The organism is Halorubrum sp. SP9 (assembly GCF_005435015.1).
In the GTDB taxonomy this organism is placed as follows: Archaea; Halobacteriota; Halobacteria; order Halobacteriales; family Haloferacaceae; genus Halorubrum; species Halorubrum sodomense.
The window spans coordinates 1-26,599 of the sequence record NZ_SGXU01000011.1 but is presented as its reverse complement, the minus strand read 5'-3'; the positions used below and the strand labels follow the sequence as shown (position 1 = coordinate 26,599).

Genomic DNA, 26,599 nt, shown 5'->3' with positions numbered 1-26,599 from the left:
ATGATCGGACTCATGAAATCCATGGCGACGACGATGAAACACGCGCTTGACGGGTCGACGTTCACGGTGGAATACCCGGAGGACGCGCCCGAGGTGAGCCCGCGGTTCCGCGGGGTCCACAAGTTCAGCCAGGAGCGGTGTATCTGGTGTCGGCAGTGCGAGAACGTCTGTCCGAACGACACGATCCAGATCGTTCAGGACGACCAGCGCAACGGCGAGCAGTACAACCTCCACATCGGGCAGTGTATCTACTGCCGGCTCTGCGAGGAGGTCTGCCCCGTCGACGCCATCCTGCTGACCCAGAACTTCGAGTTCACCGCGGACACGAAAGACGACTTCGTGTTCAACAAAGAACAGCTCAAGAACGTCCCGTGGTACAAGGGGATCGACCCGCTGGAGTCCCGCAACCCAGATCGCGGCGCGTGGATCGGGGAGGGCGACGGCGAGGTCGACTACCAGTAGCGGGCACGTCTCGAAATCTTCAAAGGGGTTCTCATAGGAGACAAACACAATGGTTTATGCTACTATCGCGTTCGGGCTGTTCGCCGCGGTCACGCTGGCGTTCGCCCTCGGGGTCGTCCTGGCGCGCGACGTGTTCCACGCCGCGCTGCTTCTGGGCGGAGCCCTCACGAGCGTCGCGGTACACTACGTGATGCTGCGGGCGGAGTTCATCGCCGCCATGCAGATCCTCGTCTACGTGGGCGGGGTCCTCATCTTAGTCACGTTCGCCGTGATGCTCACGCGATCGGACACGGAAACGGAGGTGAGTAGCGCGTGAGCAACGACGAGAGCCGCGGCTCCCGGATCGCGCCCGCGATCGCCGTGGGCGCGCTGTTCGCGGTGTTGGCCGCGACGGTCAACGGGGCGACGTTCGGCTTCGAAGCGGTCGGCTTCCCGGCGGACGCCTCGATCGTCCACAACCTCGGGTACGCCCTCTTCAACCTCGGCGCGTACGACGTCGCGACCGTCCCCGCGGAGGGGTTCCTCGCGGCGTTCCTGATCGCCGCGGTCGCGCTCGACGTCGCGGTCGACGGCGCCGTTTACCTCGCGAAACGCGAGGAGGACGGCTCGGTCATCGCGGCGGTCGGAGGGGCGTTCACCGACGGCGGCCGCGACGGGGGTGACCGGCGGTGACCGCCGTCGCGTCCACGATCCCGCCGTCGTGGTACCTGCTGTTGGCGTCGGCCGTGTTCTGTGTCGGGCTGTTCGGCGTACTGACGCGGCGGAGCGCGCTGTACTTCCTCATGAGCGTCGAGCTCATGATGAACGCGGCCAACATCAACTTCGTCGCGTTCGCGCTGTACTACGGCGACCTCACGGGGCAGGTGTTCGCGCTGTTCGTTATCGCGCTCGCCGCCGCCGAGGTCGCGATCGGCATCGGCATCATACTCGTGTTATACCGCAACTTCGGCACGACCGACGTGACTGTCCCCGCGGAGATGAGGTGGTAAAATGGTGAACGCATTCGCATACGTTCCGGCGATCGTACTCCTCCCGTTCTTCTCGTTCCTGGTCGCGCTCGGCGCGGGCAGGTACCTCCCGAAGGGAGGCGCCTTCGGCGGTATCGCGGCGACGGCGGGATCGTTCCTGCTGTCGATATGGGTCGCGGCGACCGTCGCGGGCGGGCAGGCGTACAACGAGACGCTGTACTACTGGGCGAGCGAGGGCGGCGCGGGGATCGGTCCGACGGACATCGAACTCACGTTCGGCGTCCTGATCGACCCGCTGTCGGCGCTCATGCTCGTCATCGTGACGCTCGTGGCGCTTCTCGTACACGTGTTCTCGCTCGGCTACATGAACGACGAGGGCGAGACGGGGCTGCCGCGCTACTACGCCGGACTCGGCCTCTTCACGGCGTCGATGCTCGGCTTCGTCGTCGCCGACAACCTGCTGATGGCGTTCATGTTCTTCGAGCTGGTCGGGCTCTGCTCGTACCTGCTCATCGGCTTCCACTTCCGGGAGCCCGGGCCGCCGTCGGCCGCGAAGAAGGCGTTCCTCGTCACGCGCTTCGGGGACTACTTCTTCCTCGTCGGCGTCGTCGCGGTGTTCGCCACCTTCGGCACGGCGCAGTTCGCCGGCCCCGAGTCGTTCCCGGCGCTCGCGGACGCGGCGCTCAACGGCTCCGGCTCGGTCGCGTGGACGCCCGGCGGCCTTGACCTCGGGACGTGGCTGACGGTCGTCGGCCTGCTCGTCCTCGGCGGCGTCGTCGGCAAGTCCGCGCAGTTCCCGCTTCACACGTGGCTTCCCGACGCGATGGAGGGCCCGACGCCCGTCTCCGCGCTCATCCACGCCGCGACGATGGTCGCGGCCGGCGTCTACCTCGTCGCGCGGATGTACGGCTTCTACGTGCTGACGCCGACGACGATGGCGGTCATCGCCTTCGTCGGCGGCTTCACGGCCCTGTTCGCGGCGACGATGGGCGTGGTGAAAGACGAGCTGAAGCAGGTGCTCGCGTACTCCACCATCTCGCAGTACGGCTACATGATGCTCGCGCTCGGCGCGGGCGGGTACGTGGCCGCGGTCTTCCACCTGACCACTCACGCGTTCTTCAAGGCGCTGCTGTTCCTCGGCGCCGGGTCGGTTATCATCGCGATGCACCACAACGAGGATATGTGGGACATGGGCGGGCTTAAATCGCGGCTGCCCGTCACCTACTACACCTTCCTCGCGGGCTCGCTGGCGCTCGCGGGCATCTTCCCGTTCGCCGGCTTCTGGTCGAAAGACGAGATCCTCTACGAGGCGCTCGTCCACGGCCTCAACGACCCGCTGCTGCTCGGCGGCTACCTGATGGGACTGCTCGCGGTGCCGGTCACCGCCTTCTACACCTTCCGGATGGTGTTCCTGACGTTCCACGGCGAGCCCCGGAGCGACACCGCCCGCGACCCCGAACCCGTCGGCTGGAACGTGAAGGGACCGCTGACGGTCCTCGGGTCGCTCGCGGTCGTCACCGGCCTCATCAACATGGTCCCGGTCCAGAAGGTCCTCGGCCTCGAGGGGATCGACCTGCTCCACCGCTGGCTCGACAACGAGTGGGGCGGAATTGAGGGGCTCTCCTCGCACCACTACGCCGACATCGGCCCGTACAACAGCGGGTACCTCGTCGGCGGTGAGGTCGGCACCGTCCTCGTCGGCGCGGCCGTCTCGCTCGGCCTCGCGCTGCTCGGACTCGGACTCGCCCGGCGGCTCTACGACGTGCCGTCGCCGACGGAACACACCGCCAAACTCGGCGGGGTCAAAGACGTGCTGTACAACAACTACTACCTCGACGAACTGCAGGTCTGGCTCGCGCATCGGACGGAAGACGTCGCGGGCGGCGCGGACACCTTCGACCAGGGGATCATCGACGGCGTCGTGAACGGCGTCTCCTCGGTGAGCCTGACCGGCGGCGGTCGGATCCGGAAGCTCCAGTCGGGGGTCGTCTCGCAGTACGCCGCGCTGCTCACCTTCGGACTCGTCGCGCTGTTGCTCGTGCTCGGCGCGACCGGGGGGTGGTTCCTGTGATACTCGAAGCGCTCATGGCCGCCGCCTTCGTCGGCGCGCTGACGGTGTTCCTCGCGCCCGACGAGTGGGCCGGCCGGCTGGCGTTCGCGATCAGCCTGATCCCGTTCGCCGGTAGCCTCTCCCTCTGGTCCGGCTTCGAGGCCGGCGGAAACGCGCTGCTCGGCGGGGAAATCGCGTACGCGACCCGGATAGAGTGGCTCGAAGTCGGCGGTCGCAGCGTCTCGTGGTTCGTCGGGCTCGACGGGATCAGCCTCCCGCTGTTCGTGCTCACGACGTTCCTCGTGCCGCTGGCGATCCTCAGCGCGTGGACGCCCGTCGACACGCGACAGAGCCAGTTCTACGGGCTCATGCTGTTCATGGAGGCGAACCTGCTGGGCGTGTTCGCCGCGCTCGACTTCTTCCTCTGGTTCGTCTTCTGGGAGGCCGTGCTGGTCCCGATGTACTTCCTCATCGGGATCTGGGGCGGTCCGCGCCGCAAGTACGCCGCGATCAAGTTCTTCGTCTACACGAACGCGGCGTCGCTGCTGATGTTCATCGGCTTCATGAGCCTCGTGTTCGCGCTCGGCGACTCGGTGTCGTCGTTCGCGCTGCCAGAGATCGCGCAGGCGATCGCCGCGGGCGACCTGAGCGCGTGGTTCGGCATCCCGCCGGACCGGATCGCGATGGTCGCGTTCCTCGCGATGTTCCTCGGGTTCGCGGTGAAGGTCCCGATCGTGCCCTTCCACACGTGGCTGCCGGACGCGCACGTTCAGGCGCCGACCCCCGCGTCGGTGCTCCTGGCCGGCGTCCTCCTGAAGATGGGGACGTACGCGCTGCTCCGGTTCAACTTCACGATGCTGCCCGAACAGGCGTCGATCCTCGCGGTCCCGATCGCCGCGGTCGCCGTCGTCAGCGTCATCTACGGCGCGATGCTGGCGCTGGCACAGAAGGACCTCAAGCGGATCGTCGCGTACTCCTCCGTCTCGTCGATGGGGTACGTCATCCTCGGGCTTATCGTCTTCACCGAGTACGGGATCGGCGGCGCGACGTTCCAGATGGTCGCGCACGGGCTCATCTCCGGGCTGATGTTCATGGCGGTCGGCGTCATCTACAACGCCACCCACACCCGGATGGTCGGCGACATGGCCGGCATGGCCGACCGGATGCCGGTCACCGTCGGCATCCTCGTCGCCGGCGCCTTCGGCTACATGGGGCTGCCGCTGATGGCCGGCTTCGCGGGCGAGTTCTTCATCTTCGTGGGCTCGCTGTCCGCGCCGGCGCTCCCGTACGCGCCGGCCTTCACGGCGCTCGCCATGTTCGGTATCGTCATCGTCGCCGGCTACCTGCTGTCGGCGATGCAGAGCACGCTGTTCGGCCCGTTCGAACTGGAGACCGACTACGACGTCGGGCCTGCGGCGTTCCACGACGTCGCCCCGCTCGCGGTGCTTCTGGCGGCGATCATCGTGCTGGGCGTCGCGCCCGACATCTTCTTCGAGATGATCCGTGACGCCGCCCTGCCGGTCGTCGAGGGGGTGACGGTCGATGGTTAACGGTCTCCCCGCCGTGACGGCGCTGCTGCCGGCGCTGCTGTTCGCCGCCACCGGGCTCACGCTGCTGTTGGTCGACACGATCCGGCCGGACGCGCGGTCGAACACGTCGATGGCGGTCGTCGGGGCGATCGGCTCGCTCGCCGCGCTCGCGGCCAGCGTCTGGCTCACCGCGAGCGGCGCGGTGAATCCGGACTCCGGCGCGGTCCTCCTGTTCGCGGACGCGATCAAGGTGGACACGATGGCGCTGTTCTTCACCGCCATCTTCGCGTCGGTGACCGCGCTGGTGCTGGTCGCCGCGCACGACTACTTCCACGACCACGACAACCCGGCGGCGTTCTACTCGCTCGTGACGTTCGCCGCGACCGGGATGGCGATTTTGGCGGTCGCGAACTCCCTCGCCGTCGTGTTCGTCGCCTTAGAGATGGTGTCGCTGCCGTCGTACGTGCTCGTCGCGTACCTCAAGCAGAACCGCGGGAGCGTTGAGGCGGGGCTGAAGTACTTCCTCGTCGGCGCGCTCTCGTCGGCGATCTTCCTGTTCGGCATTTCGCTCGTGTACGCGGCCACCGGGTCGCTCATCCTGAGTGATATCGCGTCGGCGTCGATCGAGGGACTCACCGGCGTGCTCGGCGTCGGCATCGTGATGATGATCGGCGGCGTCGCGTTCAAGACGGCCTCCGTCCCGTTCCACTTCTGGGCGCCGGAGGCGTACGAGGGCGCGCCCGCCCCCGTGAGCGCGTTCCTCTCGTCGGCCTCGAAGGCGGCCGGGTTCGTCGTCGCGTTCCGCGTGTTCACCGAGGCGTTCCCGATCGAGATGGCGGTCGCGGCGAACATCGACTGGATGCTCGCCTTCGCGATTCTCGCGGCAGTCACGATGACGCTCGGTAACTTCGCGGCCGCGGTCCAGGAGGAGGTCAAGCGCATGCTCGCGTACTCCTCTATCGGCCACGCCGGCTACGCGCTCATCGGTGTCGCCGCGCTCACGGTCGACGGCCCCGCGAACGGCACCGTCATGGGCGCCGCGATGGCGCACCTGCTCGTCTACGGGTTCATGAACACCGGCGCGTTCCTCTTCGTCGCGATGGCGGAGCGGTGGGGCGTCGGTCGCACCTTCGCGGACTACGCGGGGCTCTGGCGGCGCGCGCCGGTCGCCTCCGTCGCGATGGCAGTGTTCATGTTCTCGCTGGCGGGGCTCCCGCCGTTCGCCGGGTTCTTCTCGAAGTACTTCCTGTTCCAGGCGGCCATCGACAACGGGTTCCTGTGGCTCGCCGGACTCGGCGCGATAAACAGCGTCGTGTCGCTGTACTACTACAGCCGGGTCGTGAAGGCGCTGTTCTTGGACGACCCCGCGTCGCCGAGCGCGCTCGACGCGATCGACGTGCGGCCGACGGCGCTGTACGCCGCGGTCGTCTTCGCGGCGGTCGCGACGGTCCTGCTCTTACCCGGCTTCGGCCCCGTCATCGAGACGGCCGAGGCGGCGGCCTCCGCGCTGTTCTAAGCGGCGCTTCCCTCCCGCTCCTTTCGCTTTCCACGCGTTCGGCACCCGCAGCGACCGCGCCGCGCTCGCGGAGTGCCGATCGGCGAGTCGCGCGCCGGCGCCCACAGATACTCGTTCGTTCGGCGCTTCGGTACCCTCGTGTCCCGGACTCGCACCTACCGGTGTCTGAACTGCCTCGACGAGACCGTCACGCGCTCGTTCGACACCTCTCACCTCTCGATGACCTGTCCGGACTGCGGGTCGTTCGAGCGGTTCGCGAACGAGTCGGTGATCGAGCGGTTCGAGTCGCTGGAGGCGTCGCCGCCGGCGGAGCTCGACTGGGACCGACTGGAACGCCGGGAGAAGCTGCTTGTCGCCGAGCGGCTCGCTCGCACGGATAAGACGCTCGCGGACTTCGACGTTGTCGGCGGCGACGCGACGGAGGGGTAGCGCCGCTCGCCCGTCCTACCGCGCGTACAGCTTGCCGCCGACGAGGTCGGCGAGTCCGACGCCGTTACCGGGCGTGACGGCCACGTAAGGCCGGTCGACCGGCCCGAACACGTCGACGACGCGGCCGACCGTCGAGAGCGACTCGTCGACGACGCTCGCGCCGATCCGCGGGGGGTCCGCTCCGGCGTCGCCGCGGGCGATCGCGAGCCCGCCAGCGGTGCGGACGACGGTACCGACGCGCCGCACGGTCACTCCCGCAGGACGCCGAGGTACGCGGCGATCGCCTGGACGAGGTCGTTCTTCGCGGTGTCTTCGGTGCCCTTGACGGCCACGGAGCCGCGGGCCTCGAACTCCCGGGAGTACGTGGCGTCGCGCTCGACGACGGCGTCGTAGCCGACCTGCTGGACGGCCTTCGCGATCTCGTCGACCGTCGGCGCTTCGACCGCCAGATCCGTCGGGACGCGGCGGCCCTCCGAGCGGGACAGCTCGGCGTCGAAGTAGGCGGGGTAGACGACGTTCTCGACCATACCGGATACCCTCGCGCGCGGCGTAAGGTCGTTTCGGACCGCAGCGCGCTCGACGATCTTCAGCCCGTGCGGAACTCGAAGCGGGCCCCGCCGTCCTCGGCGGCGAGCGCGTGAGCGGTCCAGCCGTGCGCCTCGGCGATGCGCTCGCTGATGGCGAGTCCGAGCCCAGTGCCCGACTCGTCGGTCGTGAACCCGCTCTCGAACACTCGATCCCGCTCCTCCGCCGGCAGGCCGGTGCCGTCGTCTTCGACGTAGAACCCCGGCGCGGCCTCCCCGTCGTCGCGGAGCGTTCCCGCACCGACCCGGACCGAGAGCGGGTCGTCGGGGAGGTCACGGTCGTGCTCGGCGCTGCCGTCGGGCTCCGCCTGACCGCCCGCAGAGCCGCGGTCCACGCTGTCGCCGGACGAAGTCCGGCCGCCCGCGGAACCGTGTTCCACGCTGTTCCGGAAGACGTTCTCGAACAGTTCGCACAGCCGCGTCCGGTTGGCGTCGAGGGTCGCGTCCGACTCGACGGTCAGCGTCGCGCTCCCCGTGTCGACGCTCTCCCAGGCTTCTCGAGCGACCTCGGACAGCGAGACGGACTCCGTCTCGCCGACAGCCCGCCCCTGTCTGGCCAGCGACAGGAGGTCGGCGACGAGCTCGTCCATCCGGTCTATCGCGTCCGCGGCCTTCGCGAGGTGGTCGACGTCGCCGGTCTCGCGCGCGAGGTCGACGTACCCCTCCGCGACCGACAGCGGGTTCCGGAGGTCGTGGGAGACGATGGACGCGAACTCGTCGAGCCGCTCGTTCTGCCGCCGGAGGGTCTCCTCTCGCTCGCGCCGGTCGGTGACGTCGGTGTAGATGGCGTAGCCCGCCGCGTTGGCGGCGTCGAGGTGGATCGGAATGACGTGGAGGATGAAGTGGCGCGGCCCCTCGGTAGTGGTCCGCGTCACCTCCTTCCGGACGTTCTCGCCGCGCCGCAGCTGATCGTTGAGCTCGCTGGCTTCCTCCCCGGAGTCGGGAGGAACGATGTAGTCGTCGATGGACTCGTCGAGCACCGTCTCGGCCTCGTAGCCGAACGTCCGCTCGAACGCGTCGTTCACCTGCCGGACGATCGGATCGCCGTCGACGTAATCGTAGGCGATCGCCGGGTCCGGGACGTTCGTGAACAGCGCGAGCAGCCGGTCGCGCTCGGTCCGGAGCGTCTCGGTGACGGCGATCCGGTCGAGCGTCTCCTCGAGGTGGGAGGCGAGCAGCTCCGCCAGCCGACGGTCGTCGCCGTCGAAGTCATCGGCGCAGTCGCCCCCGTCGGCGGCCAGCTGAAAGACCACGTCGTCGCCCACGGGGACGGTGAGAACCGTGTCGAACCGGCTCTCGGGGTTCGGATTCGGGGCGATGGAGACGTCGCCGGTCTGGACGGCCTTTCCGGCCACGCCGGTGCCGACGCGGACGCGGTCACAGTCCTCGACCGGCGTCCCGCTGGAGGCGACGACCGGCTCGACCCACTCCTCGTCGCGGACGGCGACCACGCACTGGTACTCCGGGAACACCTGCTCGGCGACCGCGACGGCCGCCCGGTACGCCTCGTCGACCGACCTGACGGCTGCGAGCTCCGTCATCCCGGCGTTGAGCTGTTCGATCCGGGAGGGAGTCCGCGTCGGCTCCGACCGGACGACGGACCGCCGGTCCCGGGCGAGCAGCCACGACACCGTCCCCGAGAGCGCCTCGAGCGACCCGGCGACCGCGTCCACGAGCGGGTCGGTCGCGACGCGGCCCGTCGGGTCGTCGACGTACGCGACCACGGCGCCGGCGCGGTCGGCCGACCGGACCCGTTCGAGGCCCGCCTCGTCGACGACGACGGTCGCGTCGGCCCCGACGAGCCGGGCCTCGTCCACTCCCCCCGGGGCGGCGGCGTGCGTCTCGACCGCGACGGTCTCGCCGTCGGCGGAGTCGCGGCGCTCGGCGCCGAGCCGCTTCCCGACGTCGTCGCCCAGCTCGGGGTCGTCGGCGAGCACGAGGACCGACGCGCGCTCGCCTAGCGCGGAAGTCACAATTATACATGTTACGCCGCGCAGAGAGTATAAATCTTCGTACCGATCGGCGAACCCCGGCGCGGTTGTCCGTTTCCGACGATCGTGGCACCCTCACGCGTCCGGGAGGCCGCCTCGACCGTCCGGGAGACCGATCGCCGGCGCTCTCGACGAACGTCGCCGGTCGAGTCCGTCTCGCGGCGGCGAGCGACGTCGTCGCGGCCGACGAGCGACCCCGGAACCCTTTTGGAGCAACACGGGCCACGTTCGTGTAATGAGCGATCTCGAAGCGGAGTACCGTCTCGACTACTTCGAGGAGGAGGGGTTCGAGCGCAAGGAGTGCACCTCCTGCGGCGCGCACTTCTGGACCCGCGACGCCGACCGCGAACTGTGCGGCGAGCCGCCCTGCGAGGACTACAGCTTCATCGACGACCCGGGGTTCCCCGAGGCCCGATCGCTGTCGGAGATGCGCGAGGCGTTCCTCTCCTTCTTCGAAGAACACGGCCACGAGCGGATCGACCCGTACCCGGTCGCCGCGAACCGGTGGCGCGACGACGTCCTCCTGACGCAGGCGTCGATCTACGACTTCCAGCCGCTCGTCACGTCGGGACAGACCCCGCCGCCGGCGAACCCGTTGACCATCTCCCAGCCCTGTATCCGGATGCAGGACATCGACAACGTCGGCAAGACGGGTCGGCACACGATGGCGTTCGAGATGATGGCCCACCACGCGTTCAACACGCGCGAGGCGGTCGACGAAGGAGAGTACGCCTACCACGGCGAGGTGTACTGGAAAGACGAGACGGTCCGGTACTGCGACGAGCTGTTCGAGTCCCTCGGCGCCGACCTCGAGGAGATCACGTACATCGAGGACCCGTGGGTCGGCGGCGGCAACGCCGGTCCCGCCATCGAGGTCATCTACAAGGGTGCCGAGCTGGCGACGCTCGTCTTCATGTGTATGGAGCGGGACCCCGACGGCGACTACGAGATGAAAGACGGGCACACGTACTCGTTCATGGACACGTACATCGTCGACACCGGGTACGGGCTCGAACGATGGACGTGGATGAGCCAGGGGACCGCGACGGTGTACGAGGCGATCTACCCCGACGCCATCGACTTCCTGAAGGACAACGCGAGCATCGAGCGCACGGACGAGGAACGCGAGATCGTCCACCGCGCCGCGAAGCTCTCCGGCCGGCTCGACATCGACGACGTCGACGACGTGGAGGCGGCGCGCGGCGAGATAGCCGACCGGCTCGACGTCGACGTCGACCGGCTGCGCGAACTGGTCGAGCCGCTCGAGTCGATCTACGCGATCGCGGACCACTCGCGGACGCTCGCGTATATGTTCGGCGACGAGATCGTCCCCTCGAACGTCGGCACGGGCTACCTCGCGCGGATGGTGTTACGCCGGATGAAGCGGCTCGTCGACGAGGTGGGCGTCGACGCGCCCCTCGACGAGCTCGTCGACATGCAGGCCGAGCGGCTCGGCTACGAGAACCGCGACACGATCCGGGAGATCGTTCGGAGCGAGGAGCGGAAGTACGAACAGACGTTAGAGCGCGGCGCCCGCAAGGTCGAACAGCTCGCCGACGAGTACGCCGGGACCGGCGAGCCGATCCCGACCGAGGAGCTGTTAGAGCTGTACGACTCCCACGGGATCCAGCCCGACATGGTCGCCGACATCGCTGACGAGCGGGGCGCGACCGTCGACGTGCCGGACGACTTCTACGCGCTCGTCGCCGACAGACACGAGGAGGGCGACGCGGCGGACGAGCGCGACGAGCGCGACGAGCGGCTCGCGGACCTCCCCGAGACCGAGAAGCTGTTCTACGACGACCAGGGACGCACGGAGTTCGAGGCGGTCGTCCTCGACGTGTTGGAGGCCGAGGAGGGGTACGACGTGGTGTTAGACCAGACGATGTTCTACCCCGAGGGCGGCGGCCAGCCGGCCGACCGGGGGCAGCTCACGGTCGGTGAGACCACCGTCGACGTTACCGATGTCCAGGAGGTCGACGGCGTCGTCCTCCATCGGGCGGACGCGGACCCCGGGAAAGGCGAGTTCGTCCGCGGACAGGTGGACGGCGACCGCCGCGACCGGCTCCGCGCGCACCACACCGCGACCCACCTCATCGGCCACGCCGCCCGCGAGGTGCTCGGCGACCACGTCCGACAGGCGGGCGCCCAGAAGGGGACGGACTCCGCGCGGCTCGACGTGCGCCACTTCGAGCGTATCACCCGGGAGGACGTGACGGCGATCGAACGCGTCGCCAACGAACTGGTTCGCGACGACGTCCGCGTCCGGCAGGAGTGGCCCGACCGCAACGAGGCGGAGGCCGAACACGGCTTCGACCTGTACCAGGGCGGCGTTCCGCCGGGAACGAACGTCCGCCTGATCCACGTCGGCGACGCCGACGTCCAAGCCTGCGCGGGCACCCACGTCGACCGGACCGGCGAGATCGGCGCCGTGAAGGTGCTGAAGACGGAGCCGGTTCAGGACGGCGTCGAGCGCATCGCCTTCGCCGCCGGGGCCGCGGCGATCGAGGCGACTCAGCGAACCGAGGACGCGCTGTACGACGCGGCCGACGTCTTAGACGTCGACCCGCTCGACGTCCCCGACACCGCCGAGCGATTCTTCGAGGAGTGGAAGGCGCGGGGGAAGGAGATCGAGTCGCTCAAAGAGGAGCTGGCGGCCGCGCGCGCCGCCGGCGGCGCCGACGCCGAGGCGGTCGAGGTCGCCGGGGCGACCGCGGTGATCCAGCGGCTCGACGGGGACGCCGACGAGCTGCGCGCGACCGCGAACGCCCACGTCGACGACGGGAAGGTCGCGGTGATCGGCAGCGGCGCGGGCGGCTCCGCGAGCTTCGTCGTCGGCGTGCCCGACGGGGTCGACGTGAACGCCGGCCAGGTGGTGTCCGAACTCGCGGCCCGCGTCGGCGGCGGGGGCGGCGGCCCGCCGGACTTCGCGCAGGGCGGGGGACCCGACGCGGACGCGCTCGACGACGCGCTCGCGGCGGCGCCGGACGTCCTTCGCAGTCTCCAAGAGGCCTAGTTCCTTCCCCGCGAGTTCGATATGCCATACGCGACCAACGCCGGCGTCGAGATCCGGTACGAGGTGGACGCGCCCGACGCGGGCCCGGACGACGAGGCGGTCGTCTTCTGCGGCGACGTGGGCCTCGGCGCCTGGCAGTTCGGCTGGCAACACGCCGCGCTGGCGGGGCCGCACATGGTGATAACGCCCGAGACGCGCGGCGTCGGGCGGTCGGACGCGCCGCCCGGTCCGTACCGGGTCGAGACGCTCGCCGCCGACCTCGACGCGGTCTGTGCCGCCGAGGGGGTCCGGAACGCCCACCTCGTGGGCTACGGCCTCGGCGGCGCGGTCGCGCTGACGGCCGCGCTCGAATCGTCGCGCCCGGCGAGTCTCGCGCTGGTGGGCACGCCGCCCGCGGGCGACGCGTACAACCCCGCCGGCGTCTGGGCCGACCCGGCCGACCCGGCCGCGGTCGAGGGGTCGCTGAACGGGCTGCTCTCGGTCGACTTCCGCGAGGCGCATCCGGACGCCCTCTCGCGGATCGCGGAGTGGCGTCTCGCGGAGGACGCCGACCGCGAGGCGTACCAGGCGCACCGCGCCGCGCTCGACGGGTTCGATCTGGCAGACGGCCTCTTCGAGGTCACGACGCCGGCGCTCGTCGTCCACGGGACCGACGACACGGCCTGTCCCGTCACGGCCGGCGAGACGCTCGCGGAGGGGCTCCCGCGCGGCGAGTTCCACGCCGTCGAGGGCGCTCGGCACCTCGTCGGGGTCGAGGCGTCGGCGGCGGTCAACGACCTGCTCACGGGCTGGCTCGCGGAGCACGCGACCGCGACGTTCGAATAGCCGGCCGGTTCGAAGCCGCGGGGCCTCCGTCGGCGTCGTCGGCCGGCGCGGCCGGCGCCGCAACCGTTTTGTCGCTCTCGCCTCTCCGTTCAGTCGATGACTCGCCTCCGGTTCGCCCTGCTGAACGCCGCACACGACGGCGCGAACACCCGTCGGAACTTCCGTCGGGAGATCGACGCCGACCTCGTCGAGTTCGACGCCACCGCCGGCGATCTCCCCGACCACACCGAGTTCGACGGCGTCGTGGTGACGGGGTCGCGCTCGTCCGTCTACTGGGACGAGGCGTGGATCCCGCCGCTCGTCGACTACGTCGCCGAGGCCGCCGAGCGCGGCGTCCCGGTCCTCGGCGTCTGTTACGGCCACCAGGTGCTCGCGGAGGCGCTCGGCGGTCGCGTCGCGGGAATGGACGGCTTCGAGATCGGGTACAACGAGATCCGCCGGGTCCGCGACGACCCCCTGTTCGAGGGGATCGACGAGTCGTTCACCGCCTTCACGACCCACGGCGACGCGGTCGTCGAACTCCCGCCCTCCGCGACGCTGCTCGCGGAGAACGACCGCGGCGTCCACGCGTTCTGCGACGGCCACTGCTGGGGCGTCCAGTTCCACCCCGAGTACGACGTCGAGACCGCCCGCGACGTGACGGACGGCAAGCGAGACCAGATCGGCGACGCCCGCGTGGACACCGTCCTCGGGTCGATCACGCCCGACGCGTACGACGCCGCCTGCGAGGCGAAGGCGCTGTTCGAGAACTTCACGGCCTACGCCGAGCGGCTTGCGGCCGACGGCGCGGAGCCGGCCGCGGCGGACGACTGAGCGACCCGCCGACGCGGACGGCCGATCCCCGTGGCCGACGCGGTCGCGGCCCGCGCTCCCGGTCAAACACCCTTATACGCCTCCCGGACCGATCTGCGGTATGAACGTAGTACCGGACACGAGCGCGGTCGTCGACGGCCGCGTGTCCGAACGCGTCGCGGACGGGACCTACGAGTCGGTCACCGTGTTCGTCCCGGAGGCGGTCGTCGGCGAGCTGGAGTCGCAGGCGAACGACGGGCTCGAATCCGGCTGGGACGGGCTGAGCGAGCTGAAGCGGCTCGCGGACTACGCCGACGACGGAACGGTCGAACTGCGGTACGTCGGCGAGCGCGCCGGCGGCGACGCCCGCTCGAACGCCCACGAGGGCGACGTGGACGCGCTGATCCGCGACCTGGCCGCCGACCACGACGCGACGCTGCTGTCGAGCGACGTGGTCCAGGCCGAGGTCGCCCGCGCGAAGGGGCTCGACGTTGAGTACGTCGAACCCGTCGCCCGCGGCGTCGTCGACGACCTCCCCATCCGAGACTTTTTCACCGACGAGACGATGTCGGTCCACCTCAAGACGGGAACCATCCCGAAGGCGAAGCGCGGGACGCTCGGCGAGATGCGCTACGTCGAGATCGACGACGAGGCGACGGACGAAGGACAGATGCGCGAGTGGGCCAACTCGATCGTCGACCTCGCCCGCCAGTCGAACCAGGGGTTCATCGAGCTCTCCGACGACGGGATGGACATCGTCCAGTTCCGCGACTACCGGATCGCGGTGGCGCGACCGCCGTTCGCCGACGGCATCGAGATCACCGCCGTCCGCCCCATCGCGAAGACGACGCTCGACGACTACGAGTTCGCGGACGAACTCCGCGACCGGTTCACGGAGCGGAAGCGCGGCGTGCTCATCTCCGGGTCGCCCGGCGCCGGGAAGTCGACGTTCGCGCAGGCGGTCGCGGAGTTCCTGAACGACAGCGACTACGCGGTGAAGACGATGGAGAAGCCGCGGGACCTCCAGGTCGGTCCGGAGATCACCCAGTACGGCGCGCTCGGCGGCGAGATGGAGAACACGGCCGATTCGCTGCTCTTGGTCCGGCCCGACTACACCATCTACGACGAGGTGCGGAAGACGAACGACTTCGAGGTGTTCTCGGACATGCGGATGGCCGGCGTCGGGATGGTCGGCGTCGTCCACGCCTCCCGCGCCATCGACGCGCTCCAGCGGCTCGTCGGCCGCGTCGAGCTCGGGATGATCCCCCAGATCGTCGACACCGTCGTCTACATCGAGGCCGGCGAGGTCCACACCGTCTACGACGTGACCACCGAGGTGAAGGTGCCCGCCGGGCTGACGGCCGAGGACCTCGCCCGCCCGGTCATCCAGGTGTCGAACTTCGAGACGGGCCGGCCGGAGTACGAGATCTACACGTTCAACCGGCAGGTCGTCACGGTGCCGCTCGACGAGAACGGCGGCGAGGCCGAAAGCGAGTCCGGCGTCGGCCGCATCGCGAAAAAGGAGATCGAACGCGAGATCAAGTCGGTCGCGCACGGCCGGGTCGACGTGACGCTCAACGGTGACGACGAGGCGGTCGTCTACGTCACCGAGGGCGACATCGGCACCGTCATCGGGAAGGGCGGCGGCCGCATTGCCGACATCGAGAACCGCCTCGGGATCGACATCGATGTTCGCACGCACGACGAGAAGCCCGGCGGGTCGGGCGGCGGCTCCGGCGGCGGCGCCCCCGAGAACGGTCACGGCGACGGGCAGGTCGGCGCCGAGCGCGGGACGGTGGTCGCGCCGGAGATAACCTCGCGTCACGTCGTCATCGACGTCGACGACGGCGTCGGCGAGACGGTCGAGGTGCGCGCGGACGGTGAGTACCTCTTCACCGCTACCGTCGGCCGCGGCGGCGAGGTCCAGGTCTCCCGCGGCTCCGCCATCGCCGAGGAACTGGAGGACGCGATCGACCGGAACCGGACGGTGACGGTCGTCCCGGCGCGGTGAGGCGAGGCGACTGAGGCCGTCCGAGCGCGCTCGGCTCGGCCCCGTTTAATCGATCGTCGAAACTGAGACGTTTCCGCTCCCTGTCAAATCGTCGTTCGACGCCGTCGATCACCACGATCGTCGTAACGTATCCCTCCTGAAAGATAACGCTTTTTTGACGGCCTAGATAACTCGGGGTATGGCTGACGAGTTAAAACGCGGGCTCGAGGGCGTCCTCGTCGCGGAGTCGGATCTGAGCTACGTCGACGGCGAGGTCGGTAAGCTCGTGTATCGCGGGTACGACATCGAGGACCTCGCGCGCGGCGCGAGCTACGAGGAGGTGCTGTACCTGCTGTGGCACGGCTCCCTCCCGACCGCCGACGAGCTCGACGCGTTCGCCGCCGACCTCGCGGCGGAGCGCGACGTGGACGACGATGTCATCGAGACGGTCCGCGCGCTCGCCGACGCCGGGGAGCGACCGATGGCCGCGCTCCGGACCGCGACGTCGATGCTGTCGGCGTACGACCCCGAGAGCGACGAGAGCGACGAGGAGGCCACCCTCCGTCAGGGCCGGCGGATCACGGCGAAGATCCCGACGGTCCTCGCCGCGTTCGAGCGCGTCCGGCAGGGCGAGGAGCCGGTCGCCCCCGACCCCGACCTCTCGCACGCCGGGAACTTCCTCTACATGCTCGCCGGGACCGAGCCCGACGCCGTGAGCGAGGAGACGTTCGACATGGCGCTCACGCTCCACGCCGACCACGGGCTCAACGCCTCCACGTTCACCGCGATGGTGATCGGCTCGACGATGGCGGACGTCTACTCCGGCGTCACGGGCGGCATCGGCGCGCTCTCCGGCCCCCTCCACGGCGGCGCCAACCAGGACGTGATGGAGGTGCTCCACGAGATAGACGCCTCCTCGAAGGATCCGGTTCAGTGGGTGAAAGACACCCGCGAGGACGGCGGGCGAATCCCCGGGTTCGGCCACCGCGTCTACAAGGTGAAAGACCCCCGTGCGAAGATCTTAGAGGAGAAGCTCCGCGACCTCGCCGAGTCGTCGGGCGACACGAAGTGGCTCGACTACACGACCGCCATCGAGGAGTACCTCACCGATCAGGGGCTCGTCGAGAAAGGCATCGCCCCGAACGTCGACTTCTATTCCGGCTCCGTCTACGACTCGCTCGGCATCCCGGTCGACATGTACACGCCCATCTTCGCGATGAGTCGCGCCGGCGGGTGGATCGCGCACGTCGCCGAGTACCAGGCGGACAACCGCCTCATCCGCCCCCGCGCCCGGTACACCGGCCCCGAAGACGCCGAGTTCGTCCCGCTCGACGAGCGGTAAGCGGTCGCGAGCGCCGTCGGTCGCGTTTCGACTCCGACTCCGCCGTCGTCCCCGTTCCTCACTCGAACGCCGAAATCCCCGTCAGGTCCTCTCCGAGTACCAGCGTGTGGATGTCGTGGGTCCCCTCGTAGGTGTAGACGGTCTCGAAGTTCGCCATGTGTCGCATCGGCGAGTAGTCGGTCGTGATCCCGTTCCCGCCGAGCATCTCGCGGGCGATTCGGGACTGATTGCGGGCCATTCGGACGTTGTTCCGCTTCGCCATGGAGACGTGTTGGGGCGTGAGATCCCCCCGCTCTTTCAGCTCCGCGAGCCGGTGGGCGAGCAGCTGGCTCGTCGTGATCTCCGTCGCCATCTCCGCGAGCTTCTCCTGTTGGAGCTGGAACCCCGCGATCGGGCCGCCGAACTGCTCGCGGTCGAGCGCGTACTCGCGGGCCTGCTCGAAGCAGTCGCGGGCGGCGCCCACCGCGCCCCACGCGATCCCGTAGCGCGCCTGCGTGAGACACGACAGCGGCCCCTTCATCCCGCTCACGCCCGGCAGGACGTTCTCCTCGGGGACGTACGCGTTCTGAAGGCTGACCTCGCCGGTGATCGACGCCCGCAGCGAGAGCTTGTCGTCGATCTCGTTCGTGGTGACGCCGTCGCGGTCGGTCTCCACGAGGAAGCCGCGAACCGGACGCTCCTCGGCGGAGACGTCGCGCGCCCAGACGACCGCCACGTCCGCGATGGGGGCGTTCGTGATCCAGGTCTTCGAGCCGTCGAGCACGTACCCGTCGCCGTCGCGCTCCGCGGTCGTCTCCATCGACGAGGGGTCCGAGCCGTGTTCGGGCTCCGTCAGCCCGAAGCAGCCGACCGCCTCGCCGTCCCGCAGCGCGGGGAGCCACCGCTCCTTCTGCTCGTCGCTGCCGTACGCGTGAACGGGGTACATCACGAGCGCCCCCTGGACGCTGGCCATCGACCGAAGGCCGGAGTCGCACGCCTCCAACTCCTGCATCAACACGCCGTAGGCGGTCTCGGAGACGTTGGGTAGCCCGTAGCCGTCGAGGTTCGAGCCGTAGAAGCCGAGATCCCCCATCTCCTCGATGAGGTCCGTCGGAAACGTCCCCGCGCGGAAGTGGTCGCCGATCTCCGGGCGGACCTGTTCGTCGACGAACTGTCGGGCGGTGTCGCGGATCAGCCGCGCCTCCTCGTCAAGATCGGCCTCTAATCCGACGTAGTCGAGCATGACCGTTCGTGCGCGTCGAATCGGCAAAAGCGGTTCGCCCGAGGCCGCCGTTCCGCCGTGTTCGCCGCCGCTCGCGCGTCGCGGTCCGGTCGACCCCCTCAGACGTCGACTCGTTCGCGGGCGAACTTCGCGAGCAGCGGGACGTCGTCGAGGTGGAGGAGCTTCGCCATCGCCGTCTTATCGCCCCGGTTCGCCTTCTCGAGGGTGTTCTCGTCCGCCTGACGGAGGTCACGCATGAGCCGGTCGTACCGCTCGTTCGGCGCGAGGTACAGCAGTCGGGTGAGCATCAGCCGCGAGCGCATCCGGGGCGCCACGTCGCGGTGCCAGAGCCGCTCGTAGACCGCGAGGCTCTCGGCGTCCACCCGCCGCTCCGAGTCCGTGAGACACCGGTCGACGGTCGCCGCGGCGGCGCGGGCCGACTTCATCCCCTTGTGGATACCCTCGCCCCACAGCGGGTCGATGGTGGGGACCGTGTCGCCGATCGCGAGGAAGCCGTCCGTGTGCATCCGACCCGGGCGCTGGATGTGCGCGGAGCCGCGATGGACCTTCCCGTCGATGCGTTCGGCGCCGGCGAAGCGGGGGTCGCGACTCACCCAGTCGTCGAGGTAGCCGTCGACGGTCTTGCCCGCCTGTGCGAACTCGCGGTGGCGGTCGTTCTGGATGTAACAGAGGCCCACCTTCGCGGTGTCCTCGCCGGTCGCGAAGATCCACGAGTAGCCCCCGGGCGCGATGTCGTGGTCCAACCGGAGCATCATCGCGCGCCGGAGGTCCGCGTACTCGGGGTGGTTCATCTCGACGCCCTCCATCTCGTACTCGATGCCGATCGCCTGGTTCTCGCGTTCGAGGTCGACGACGTCGAGCGCGCTCGCGAGCGGCGCGGCCGGCCCGGTGGCGTCGATCACGACGTCGGCGTACACCTCCTCGTCGCCGTTGTAGCGCACGCCCTCGATGACGTCGTCGTCGTCGAGGATCGGCCGCGAGACCCGCGCGTCGAAGCGGTACTCCGCGCCGTTCTCGCGGCCGTCGGCGACGAGGAACCGCTTGAACTCCGCGAACTCCAACACCGCCCCGGGCTGGTAGCTCTCGTAGTACTCGTTGGGCGACTCCAGCACCACGTCGTCGGTGTACGACATCACCACGTCGTCGGGGACCCCGAACGAGGACATCATCGACGGGAACGTGCCGGCCGTCGACTTGTTGCTCTGTCGCGGGAACTCGTCTTCCGACTCCGTCTCCAAGACGACGACGTCGTAGTCGCGCGTCGCCAGGTCGCGGGCGCACTGCGCGCCCGCCGGCCCGGCGCCGGCGATCGCGACGTCGTAGCGGTCAACCATACACGAAAAATACGGACCCACCTAATTAGGCTTGCTGAAACCCGTCGAAAAATCCGCGCGGACACCCTCGTGCGGCCGGTTTTGGCCGCCGTGAGAGGTCGGAATCGGCTCGGTTTCGTCCGGCGGTCTCAGTAGAACTCGCGGACGAGGTCGGTCGCGCTCTCGGGGGCGCCCTCCGGGATGACGGACATGTCCTCGTCGACGCCGTGTTGCTCGTGGTACGGCACCGACGACTCGTCCTTGTAGATGACGCCCTGGGTCTCCGTCTCGCTGTCGAGGATGACGTCTTTCGCGTCCTCGCGATCGGTCGGGTCGTGGTCCGTCTCCTCCAGGTCGACCAGCGAGTCGCGGAAGTAGTCGTACGTGTCGACGTCGTTGAAGGTGACACAGGGGGAGTAGACGTTCACGAAGCCGAACCCGTCGTGTTCGATGGCCTCCTGGATGATCTCCTGGTGGCGGAGCGCGTCGGAGGAGAACGACTGCGCGATGAACGTCGCGCCCGAGGCGAGCGCCAGCGCGTGCGGATTGACCGGGGGCTGTTTGGGGCCCTCGGGGCTCGTCGACGTCTCGAAGTCCTCGCGAGAGGTCGGGGAGGCCTGTCCCTTCGTCAGCCCGTAGATACGGTTGTCCATCACGACGTACGTCATATCGACGTTGCGCCGGACGGCGTGGACGAAGTGGCCCGCGCCGATGGAGTAGCCGTCGCCGTCGCCGCCGGCGACCATCACTTCGATGTCGGGCCGGGCCATCTTGACGCCGGTCCCGACGGGGAGCGCGCGCCCGTGAACGCCGTGGAGCGCGTAGCTGTGCATGTACGTGCCGATCTTCCCGGAACAGCCGATGCCGGCGACGACGAAGGTGTTGTCGGGGTCGTTGCCCGTCTCCGCGAGACCCTTCATCATCCCGTTCATCGTACCGAAGTCGCCGCATCCCGGGCACCACGTCGGCTGCTTGTCGGACTTGAAGTCGGTGAATCGAATGTCTGAGCTCATTGGTTACGCCTCCACCCCCTCCGCGAGGGTCGCCTTGATGTCGCTTGCGAGTTCGTCGGCCTTGAACCGCACGCCGTTGTACTTGTTCACGCGGTCGACCCGTTCGAGCACGTCGTGTTCGACCAGGTCCGCGAACTGCCCCTGTTCGTTACACTCGACGACGACCGTCGTCTCGGCCGCTTCGACGTCCTCCGAGAGGTCCGGCCGCGGGAAGATGTACGGGACCGAGAGGACCCGCACGTCGTGTCCCTCCTCGTCGAGCATCCGTACCGCCTCCGCGAGCGCGCCCTCGTTCGACCCCCACGTGATCACGAGGGTGTCGGCGTCTTCGTCGCCGAACTCGCGCGGGCTCCAGTCCTCGCGCTCGCGGGCGGTCTCCACCTTCCGGTTGCGCTTGTCGACCTGTGCGACGCGCATCTCGGTGTCCTCGGTCCGCCGGCCCTGCTCGTCGTGCTCGAGCCCGGTGGACATGTGCGCGCCGTCGGCGGTGCCGGGGAACGCCCGCGGCGAGACCCCGTCGTCGGTGATCTCGTGGGGCTGGAAGCCGCCGGAGTCGCTGGTGTGGTCGTCGATCGTCGTCTCGTCGACGACGTTGCCCCGGTCGACCTCAACCTCGTCCATGTCGAACGTGTCGGGGGAGAACGTCTGCTCGGTGACCGCCATCGAGAGGTCGGCGGTGAGGTAGACGGGGAGCTGGTACTTCTCGGCGAGGTTGAACGCCTCGACCGTCTTCCAGAAGCACTCGTCGATGGTGGTCGGCGCGAGGACGAACCGCGGCACTTCTCCGTGACCGCCGTACAGCATCTGGTTCAAATCGCCCTGCTCCTGTTTCGTCGGCATCCCCGTCGAGGGACCCGAGCGCATCACGTTACAGATGACGAGCGGCGTCTCCGAGGTGGCGATGAGCCCGAACGTCTCGGTCATCAGGTCGATCCCCGGTCCGGAGGTCGCCGTCATCGAGCGGGCGCCGCCGCGGGCCGCGCCCAGCGCCATGTTGATCGCGGACAGCTCGTCTTCCGCCTGAACGACGTGGCCGCCGTACCGCTCGATGCGGCCGGTGAGGTACGTCATCACGTCTGTCGCGGGCGTGATCGGGTAGCCGGCGTAGAAGCGGCAGCCGGCCGCGATGGCGCCCATGCCGATCGCCTCGTCGCCGTTGAGGAGGACGTAGTCCTCGTCGGTGGTCTCCAGCGAGTAGTCGAACTCGTGGTCGTACTCGTCGGCGACGTACGACTGGCCGGCGCGCGCGGCCTCCTTGTTGTTGTCGACCAGCTTCTGGCCCTTGTCCTTGAACCGCTTCTCGAGCGCCGAGTCGAGGTTCTCGATGGGGAACTCGGCCACCTCGCAGGCTGCGCCGAGCGCGACCACGTTCCGCATGATCGCCCCGCCGGCCTCCTCGGCCAGGCTCTTGAGCGGCACGTCGAGGCCGATCATCCCCTCCGGGATCTCGACGTCTTGCATCGTCGTCCGCTCGCCGTCGTAGATGATCACCGACCCCTCGTGGAGCTCGTCGAGGTTCTCCTCGATCGTCCGGGGAGTCAACGCGATGAGCACGTCGAGTCGGTCCACGACGCTCTGTACCTTGTCGACGGAGGTCCGCACCTTGTAGGCGGTGTACCCGCCTCGGATCCGCGATGCGAAGTCCTTCGACGTGAACACGTGTCGACCCGCGCGGGAGAGCGCCTGTGCGAAGATCTTCCCCGTCGAGTCGATGCCGTCGCCGGCCTCTCCGCCGACAGCCCAGTTGAAATCCGCGGCCATGTGCTATGGGCAAGGTTCCGGCGGACTCATCAAAAGGCTTCTGGAAGGAGCCACCGACGTGTTTCTGGACGAACGTGATTGTGTTCGCGAATATTGTCGGTTTAGGCGCCGATATCGGCCAATATAGAATTGTAATTGGACGTTCGTTCACCGAAATCCTCACGATCGACCCCTCGCGTCGGACCGGTTTTCGACGACCGTCGAAGTTCCGCGGTCGCGGGTCGACCTTCCGGCGGCGTCGGCGAGAGTCGGGTCCGGCTCCGAACGCGTCACGGGAACCGGTTTCGACACGGGCAGGACCGACGCGGACGGGAAGGCGTTTGTGTCTCCCCCGCCGATCCGGGGTATGGACACGACAGCGACGGTCGAGGCGGTCGAGTCGGTCGGCCCCGACACGTACGCCCTCCGCTTCCGGGCGCCGGACGGGTTCGCGGCCGAACCCGGCCAGTTCGTGAAGCTCGGCACCGACATCGACGGCGAGTCGGTCGCGCGCTTCTACACGCTCTCGTCGCCGCGCGTGGGCGAGACGTTCGAGGTCACGGTCGGCATCGACCCCGAGGAGGGCGGCGAGTTCTCGGCCTTCCTCTCGGACGCCGAGGCCGGCACCGAAATGACGCTCTCCGGTCCCTACGGCGACCAGCACTACGACGGCGAACCGCGCGCGGTCGTGATCGCGGGCGGCCCCGGCGTCGGCCCCGCGGTCGCCATCGCCGAGCGCGCGCTCGACGAGGGCGCCGAGGCCGCGGTCGTCTACCGCGACGACGACGTCGCACACGCCGACCGGATCGACGCGCTCCGCGAGCGCGGCGCCGATATCCGGCTCCTCGACGCGGGCGACCCCCTGACCGACGCCGTCGCCGAGGTCATCATCGGCGCGGACGGCGAGACCGTGTTCGTCTACGGGTTCGCGGACCTCGTCGCCGACGCGGAGGCCGCGGTCGACGCGGCCGGGGGCGACGCGGACGCCGCGAAGGTCGAGAACTTCGGATAGCGGGCGTCCGGACGGCCGACGTCGCCCCGCGGCCTCGCCCGCCGGTGCCACACGCTTTAGGTACCGCCGCCGAGAGGTGCGGACATGGACTACCGACGACTCGGCGACACCGGGCTCAGCGTCTCGGAGCTCTGCTTCGGGACCTGGCGGTTCGGGCGCGAGACGAACGGCGTCGTGGAGACGGGCCGCGAGGAGTCGCACGAACTGCTCGACGCGGCCGCGGACCGCGGGATCAACTTCATCGACACGGCCAACGTGTACGGGACGCCGAACGGGAAAAGCGAGACGTACATCGGCGAGTGGCTCGCGGACCGCGAGCGCGAGGACTACGTCGTCGCCTCGAAGGTGTACTTCCCGTTCGACGGGCGCGGCGAGCCCGGCCCCAACGACTCCGGACTGGGACGGAAACACATCCGGGCGCAGATCGAGGGGACGCTCGACCGCCTCGACACGGACTACCTCGACATCTACTACATCCACCGCTGGGACGAGGAGACGCCGATCGAGGAGACGATGCGCGCGCTCGACGAACTCGTCGCGGAGGGGAAGGTACACCACCTCGGCGCGTCGACGATGGCGGCGTGGCAGCTGACGAAGGCGCAGTGGACCGCCGACGTCAACGACTACGCAAGCTTCGACGTCGTCCAGCCGCTCCACCACGCGGGCTACTACGAGGACGTGAGCGAGTACCTCGACGTCTGTATCGACCAGGACCTCGCGGTCTGTCCGTACTCCCCGCTCGCGGGCGGGTTCCTCACCGGGAAGTACGAGCGCGCCGACCCGGACGACCCGGAGAAAGTGATCGCGCCCGACGGCTCCCGCGCGAGCTTCGATGACCGGTTCGAGCGCTTCTACCTCTCCGAGCGCGGCTGGAAGGTGCTCGACGCGGTCCGCGAGGTCGCCGACGAACTCGACGCGACGCCCGCTCAGGTCGCGCTGGCGTGGCTCACCGAGTGGGACGAGTTCACCTGCGTTCCCATCGTCGGCGCGCGGACGGTCGATCAGCTCGACGAGAACGTTGCGGCCGCCGACCTCGGCCTCTCGGACGAGCAGTGGGACCGGATCATGGACGCGCGCTACGATCCGGACGGGAACCTCTGGGGTCACTGAGCGCGGCGGCGGGGCCAACGTCAGCGGCGGAGTCGGCGTCGGCGTTGAGGCCGGCGGCGGCGGCGCGGCCGGCTCGCGGTCGCCCCAGTTACGTCTCGAAGTCCGGGAGGTCGTCCGGCGCGTCGAAGTCGGCCTCCCAGTCGATGTACTCCTCTTTTAGCGTCTCACAGACGATCTGGCCGAGTTCCGTGAGCCCCGCGTTTATCGCGGAGACGGTGCCCCAGGAGTCCAGATCCGGGTGGAGGTCGCGCTCCTTCCAGTCCTCGGGCAGCCCCGGCGCGTGGTAGCCGACGCGGTCGGCAAAGTCGTCCCAGAAGAAGTCGAACCGGGAGACGAGACCGAGGTCGACGGCGATGGCCCAGTCGGACTCGTCCATGTCGGTCGCGTCGGCCCACTCGTCGAACGCGTCCTCCCACGCTCCCTCGCGGAGGAGCGCCTCCAGGTCGTCGCGGCGGTACTCCCCGCCCGCCACCTCGGCGTCCTCGTACTCGTTCGGGTCGACGGCGGCGAGTTCGGGGGGCTCCGGCGGGTCGACGTCGAGTGACATGCTCCGGTATGCGTGCCGACGCGGCAAAACGCTACGGGAACGGGTTAGCGGCGACGCCGTTGCCCACGCGTCCGGCGACGTCGTTGCCCCTGCGTCCGGCGACGCCGCGCCCGATCCGGTCCTTTTACCGCGGCGCCGGTCCGAGTGCGCGTATGGACCTCCGCGCCGTCTCGCGTCGGGTCGGGATCGCCGCCGCCGTCGTCACCGTGGTCGCGCTCGTCGCCCCGTACGCGGTCATTTCGGGGCCGGAGTACGCGAGCCAGCTGGCGGCGTACTACGCCTCCGGCGTCGTCGGCTGGGGCGGCATCGCGCTGTTCGCGCTGCTGTCCGCGGTCGTCATCGCCTCCGTTGAACGGGGAAACGTCGATCCCGGAACGCTCGCCGGCGTTGCGGTCGTTCTCGGGCTCGCGGCGACCGTGAGCGCGGCGAGTTGGGCGCTGGCGGTCGAGCCGAGCCCGGTGTTCCGCGACCACCTCTGGCTGGTGTGGCACGCGCGCGCGGTCGTCGCGCTGTCCGTTCCCGTCCCGCTCGCCGCGACGGCGTACGCGTGGGACCTGCTGTCGTAGGTCGCCGGAACGGCGCCGCGGCGGCGACGGTCTCCGAACGAAAGGCCCTTATGGGACACCCGAGTAGCGTCGAACGGACTAGGTCGGGCGGTTAGGCCCCGCTCGTAACCCGCGAGGTAGTCTTCAGCGGGGACCGAACAGCGGGCACGTCCGGTCAGACCGGCACGGGCCCCGAGAGCCAACGTGGAAGCCTCGTCCGCCGGGGACAGCGGTCCGCGGCGCCCGCTCGCAGGAGCGGTCCGTCGCGGTTCGTCGGCGGCACCGGGTCAGGCGCGGAAGCGAGCAGCCCACCGCCGAACGCCCGTCGCTCGTCGGGTCGCGGGGTGGAGGAGGCAATCGGGATACCCCGTGCCGGAACGCCGGGCTACCCCGCCTGTCCGTCATTCATACTTCGTTTCGTTCGGTGAGCGGTCGCGCTACGTCGTTGCGGTCGCCGGCGTGAGCGTCGACCTCACGAGCAGTTATTTATAACTGAATACTGTCTGGTCGGAGTTCTGTTTGTGAATGAACGACAGTAGATCGGCGACGAACACCGCCGGAGGCCCCAGTCGCGAGGCGGGCGCACGCTCGCTGTCGTTCGAG

The 26,599-nt window shown here is 69.1% G+C and carries 24 protein-coding genes and 1 other RNA gene; 17 read left to right on the top strand and 8 right to left on the bottom strand.

The window, feature by feature from the left end; all coding sequences use genetic code 11:
- The 8 genes from EXE45_RS08295 to EXE45_RS08260 all read left to right on the top strand — a co-directional run bounded on the left by EXE45_RS08295 (position 1) and on the right by EXE45_RS08260 (position 6,954).
- Positions 1-462 carry an NADH-quinone oxidoreductase subunit I gene (locus EXE45_RS08295; RefSeq protein WP_004596401.1) on the top strand — a complete coding sequence of 154 codons (462 nt, stop codon included), beginning with the start codon at positions 1-3 and terminating at the stop codon, positions 460-462.
- Positions 463-511: 49 nt separating this feature from the next.
- A complete protein-coding gene (locus EXE45_RS08290; RefSeq protein WP_008440357.1) occupies positions 512-778 on the top strand; it encodes an NADH-quinone oxidoreductase subunit J in 267 nt (88 codons plus the stop codon).
- Positions 775-1,134 (top strand): hypothetical protein, encoded by a 360-nt coding sequence (locus EXE45_RS08285; protein ID WP_092921167.1) that lies wholly within the window; start codon positions 775-777, stop codon positions 1,132-1,134. The genes EXE45_RS08290 and EXE45_RS08285 overlap by 4 nt, the downstream gene beginning before the upstream one ends.
- Positions 1,131-1,451, top strand: a complete 321-nt coding sequence (nuoK, locus tag EXE45_RS08280; protein WP_092921168.1) for an NADH-quinone oxidoreductase subunit NuoK — start codon at positions 1,131-1,133, stop codon at positions 1,449-1,451. Before EXE45_RS08285 ends, nuoK begins: the two co-directional genes overlap by 4 nt.
- A gap of 1 nt (position 1,452) precedes the next feature.
- Complete coding sequence (nuoL, locus tag EXE45_RS08275; RefSeq protein WP_137694031.1) at positions 1,453-3,501, top strand: NADH-quinone oxidoreductase subunit L; 2,049 nt, start codon at positions 1,453-1,455, stop codon at positions 3,499-3,501.
- A 14-nt stretch (positions 3,502-3,515) separates the two neighbouring features.
- The gene (locus tag EXE45_RS08270; RefSeq protein ID WP_092921382.1) at positions 3,516-5,030 is read left to right on the top strand and encodes a NuoM family protein; all 1,515 of its coding nucleotides are present in this window, start codon (positions 3,516-3,518) and stop codon (positions 5,028-5,030) included.
- Complete coding sequence (locus tag EXE45_RS08265; protein ID WP_092921170.1) at positions 5,023-6,525, top strand: NADH-quinone oxidoreductase subunit N; 1,503 nt, start codon at positions 5,023-5,025, stop codon at positions 6,523-6,525. The genes EXE45_RS08270 and EXE45_RS08265 overlap by 8 nt, the downstream gene beginning before the upstream one ends.
- Before the next feature lie 138 nt (positions 6,526-6,663).
- Positions 6,664-6,954 carry a hypothetical protein gene (locus EXE45_RS08260; protein WP_092921384.1) on the top strand — a complete coding sequence of 97 codons (291 nt, stop codon included), beginning with the start codon at positions 6,664-6,666 and terminating at the stop codon, positions 6,952-6,954.
- A 15-nt stretch (positions 6,955-6,969) separates the two neighbouring features.
- Here EXE45_RS08260 and EXE45_RS08255 read toward each other — a convergent pair whose 3' ends face one another.
- The 3 genes from EXE45_RS08255 to EXE45_RS08245 are packed head-to-tail and all read right to left on the bottom strand — an operon-like array spanning position 6,970 to position 9,511.
- Positions 6,970-7,200, bottom strand: a complete 231-nt coding sequence (locus EXE45_RS08255) for an H/ACA ribonucleoprotein complex subunit GAR1 (RefSeq protein ID WP_137694030.1) — start codon at positions 7,198-7,200, stop codon at positions 6,970-6,972.
- Between the two features lie 2 nt (positions 7,201-7,202).
- Entirely contained in the window at positions 7,203-7,481 is a 279-nt protein-coding gene (srp19, locus tag EXE45_RS08250) for a signal recognition particle subunit SRP19 (protein ID WP_092921171.1), read from the bottom strand.
- Between the two features lie 59 nt (positions 7,482-7,540).
- Positions 7,541-9,511 carry an ATP-binding protein gene (locus EXE45_RS08245; RefSeq protein WP_137694029.1) on the bottom strand — a complete coding sequence of 657 codons (1,971 nt, stop codon included), beginning with the start codon at positions 9,509-9,511 and terminating at the stop codon, positions 7,541-7,543.
- A gap of 253 nt (positions 9,512-9,764) precedes the next feature.
- Between EXE45_RS08245 and alaS the strand changes: the two genes are divergently transcribed.
- The 5 genes from alaS (at position 9,765) to citZ (ending at position 17,494) form a co-directional block, all read left to right on the top strand.
- A complete protein-coding gene (gene alaS, locus EXE45_RS08240; RefSeq protein WP_092921173.1) occupies positions 9,765-12,545 on the top strand; it encodes an alanine--tRNA ligase in 2,781 nt (926 codons plus the stop codon).
- A 21-nt stretch (positions 12,546-12,566) separates the two neighbouring features.
- Complete coding sequence (locus EXE45_RS08235; protein WP_137694028.1) at positions 12,567-13,370, top strand: alpha/beta fold hydrolase; 804 nt, start codon at positions 12,567-12,569, stop codon at positions 13,368-13,370.
- 96 nt (positions 13,371-13,466) lie between these two features.
- Positions 13,467-14,183, top strand: coding sequence for a type 1 glutamine amidotransferase (locus EXE45_RS08230; protein ID WP_137694027.1), 717 nt, complete (start codon positions 13,467-13,469; stop codon positions 14,181-14,183).
- 100 nt (positions 14,184-14,283) lie between these two features.
- Positions 14,284-16,173, top strand: a complete 1,890-nt coding sequence (locus EXE45_RS08225; RefSeq protein WP_137694026.1) for a PINc/VapC family ATPase — start codon at positions 14,284-14,286, stop codon at positions 16,171-16,173.
- Positions 16,174-16,351: 178 nt separating this feature from the next.
- The gene (citZ, locus tag EXE45_RS08220) at positions 16,352-17,494 is read left to right on the top strand and encodes a citrate synthase (protein ID WP_092921177.1); all 1,143 of its coding nucleotides are present in this window, start codon (positions 16,352-16,354) and stop codon (positions 17,492-17,494) included.
- 58 nt (positions 17,495-17,552) lie between these two features.
- On the opposite strand, the gene EXE45_RS08215 is transcribed toward citZ, so the two are convergent.
- From EXE45_RS08215 to EXE45_RS08200, 4 genes are all read right to left on the bottom strand, one after another.
- Entirely contained in the window at positions 17,553-18,716 is a 1,164-nt protein-coding gene (locus tag EXE45_RS08215; protein ID WP_137694025.1) for an acyl-CoA dehydrogenase family protein, read from the bottom strand.
- 98 nt (positions 18,717-18,814) lie between these two features.
- Positions 18,815-20,050, bottom strand: a complete 1,236-nt coding sequence (locus EXE45_RS08210; protein ID WP_092921179.1) for a digeranylgeranylglycerophospholipid reductase — start codon at positions 20,048-20,050, stop codon at positions 18,815-18,817.
- A 128-nt stretch (positions 20,051-20,178) separates the two neighbouring features.
- Positions 20,179-21,042, bottom strand: a complete 864-nt coding sequence (locus EXE45_RS08205; RefSeq protein WP_092921180.1) for a 2-oxoacid:ferredoxin oxidoreductase subunit beta — start codon at positions 21,040-21,042, stop codon at positions 20,179-20,181.
- 3 nt (positions 21,043-21,045) lie between these two features.
- The gene (locus EXE45_RS08200; protein WP_092921181.1) at positions 21,046-22,803 is read right to left on the bottom strand and encodes a 2-oxoacid:acceptor oxidoreductase subunit alpha; all 1,758 of its coding nucleotides are present in this window, start codon (positions 22,801-22,803) and stop codon (positions 21,046-21,048) included.
- A 346-nt stretch (positions 22,804-23,149) separates the two neighbouring features.
- Here EXE45_RS08200 and EXE45_RS08195 point away from each other — a divergent pair, with 346 nt between their 5' ends.
- Both EXE45_RS08195 and EXE45_RS08190 read left to right on the top strand, forming a co-directional pair.
- Positions 23,150-23,794 (top strand): FAD-dependent oxidoreductase, encoded by a 645-nt coding sequence (locus EXE45_RS08195; RefSeq protein WP_137694024.1) that lies wholly within the window; start codon positions 23,150-23,152, stop codon positions 23,792-23,794.
- A gap of 84 nt (positions 23,795-23,878) precedes the next feature.
- Complete coding sequence (locus EXE45_RS08190; protein WP_092921183.1) at positions 23,879-24,904, top strand: aldo/keto reductase; 1,026 nt, start codon at positions 23,879-23,881, stop codon at positions 24,902-24,904.
- Positions 24,905-24,992: 88 nt separating this feature from the next.
- Here the strand turns inward: EXE45_RS08190 and EXE45_RS08185 are convergent, their stop codons facing one another.
- Positions 24,993-25,451 (bottom strand): hypothetical protein, encoded by a 459-nt coding sequence (locus EXE45_RS08185; protein ID WP_092921184.1) that lies wholly within the window; start codon positions 25,449-25,451, stop codon positions 24,993-24,995.
- 152 nt (positions 25,452-25,603) lie between these two features.
- Here EXE45_RS08185 and EXE45_RS08180 point away from each other — a divergent pair, with 152 nt between their 5' ends.
- Positions 25,604-26,017, top strand: coding sequence for a hypothetical protein (locus EXE45_RS08180; RefSeq protein ID WP_092921185.1), 414 nt, complete (start codon positions 25,604-25,606; stop codon positions 26,015-26,017).
- Between the two features lie 71 nt (positions 26,018-26,088).
- Positions 26,089-26,400: signal recognition particle sRNA (gene ffs, locus EXE45_RS08175), an RNA gene on the top strand.
- Positions 26,401-26,599: the final 199 nt, after the last annotated feature.

What these genes read in the sequence shown, in the direction of transcription:
- EXE45_RS08295 (WP_004596401.1), top strand. Translation starts at nt 1, where the DNA reads ATGATCGGACTCATGAAATCCATGGCGACGACGATGAAACACGCGCTT.
- EXE45_RS08290 (WP_008440357.1), top strand. Translation starts at nt 512, where the DNA reads ATGGTTTATGCTACTATCGCGTTCGGGCTGTTCGCCGCGGTCACGCTG.
- nuoL (WP_137694031.1), top strand. Translation starts at nt 1,453, where the DNA reads ATGGTGAACGCATTCGCATACGTTCCGGCGATCGTACTCCTCCCGTTC.
- EXE45_RS08270 (WP_092921382.1), top strand. Translation starts at nt 3,516, where the DNA reads ATGGCCGCCGCCTTCGTCGGCGCGCTGACGGTGTTCCTCGCGCCCGAC.
- EXE45_RS08265 (WP_092921170.1), top strand. Translation starts at nt 5,023, where the DNA reads ATGGTTAACGGTCTCCCCGCCGTGACGGCGCTGCTGCCGGCGCTGCTG.
- srp19 (WP_092921171.1), bottom strand. Translation starts at nt 7,481, where the DNA reads ATGGTCGAGAACGTCGTCTACCCCGCCTACTTCGACGCCGAGCTGTCC.
- alaS (WP_092921173.1), top strand. Translation starts at nt 9,765, where the DNA reads ATGAGCGATCTCGAAGCGGAGTACCGTCTCGACTACTTCGAGGAGGAG.
- EXE45_RS08235 (WP_137694028.1), top strand. Translation starts at nt 12,567, where the DNA reads ATGCCATACGCGACCAACGCCGGCGTCGAGATCCGGTACGAGGTGGAC.
- EXE45_RS08230 (WP_137694027.1), top strand. Translation starts at nt 13,467, where the DNA reads ATGACTCGCCTCCGGTTCGCCCTGCTGAACGCCGCACACGACGGCGCG.
- EXE45_RS08225 (WP_137694026.1), top strand. Translation starts at nt 14,284, where the DNA reads ATGAACGTAGTACCGGACACGAGCGCGGTCGTCGACGGCCGCGTGTCC.
- citZ (WP_092921177.1), top strand. Translation starts at nt 16,352, where the DNA reads ATGGCTGACGAGTTAAAACGCGGGCTCGAGGGCGTCCTCGTCGCGGAG.
- EXE45_RS08215 (WP_137694025.1), bottom strand. Translation starts at nt 18,716, where the DNA reads ATGCTCGACTACGTCGGATTAGAGGCCGATCTTGACGAGGAGGCGCGG.
- EXE45_RS08210 (WP_092921179.1), bottom strand. Translation starts at nt 20,050, where the DNA reads ATGGTTGACCGCTACGACGTCGCGATCGCCGGCGCCGGGCCGGCGGGC.
- EXE45_RS08205 (WP_092921180.1), bottom strand. Translation starts at nt 21,042, where the DNA reads ATGAGCTCAGACATTCGATTCACCGACTTCAAGTCCGACAAGCAGCCG.
- EXE45_RS08200 (WP_092921181.1), bottom strand. Translation starts at nt 22,803, where the DNA reads ATGGCCGCGGATTTCAACTGGGCTGTCGGCGGAGAGGCCGGCGACGGC.
- EXE45_RS08195 (WP_137694024.1), top strand. Translation starts at nt 23,150, where the DNA reads ATGGACACGACAGCGACGGTCGAGGCGGTCGAGTCGGTCGGCCCCGAC.
- EXE45_RS08190 (WP_092921183.1), top strand. Translation starts at nt 23,879, where the DNA reads ATGGACTACCGACGACTCGGCGACACCGGGCTCAGCGTCTCGGAGCTC.
- EXE45_RS08185 (WP_092921184.1), bottom strand. Translation starts at nt 25,451, where the DNA reads ATGTCACTCGACGTCGACCCGCCGGAGCCCCCCGAACTCGCCGCCGTC.
- EXE45_RS08180 (WP_092921185.1), top strand. Translation starts at nt 25,604, where the DNA reads ATGGACCTCCGCGCCGTCTCGCGTCGGGTCGGGATCGCCGCCGCCGTC.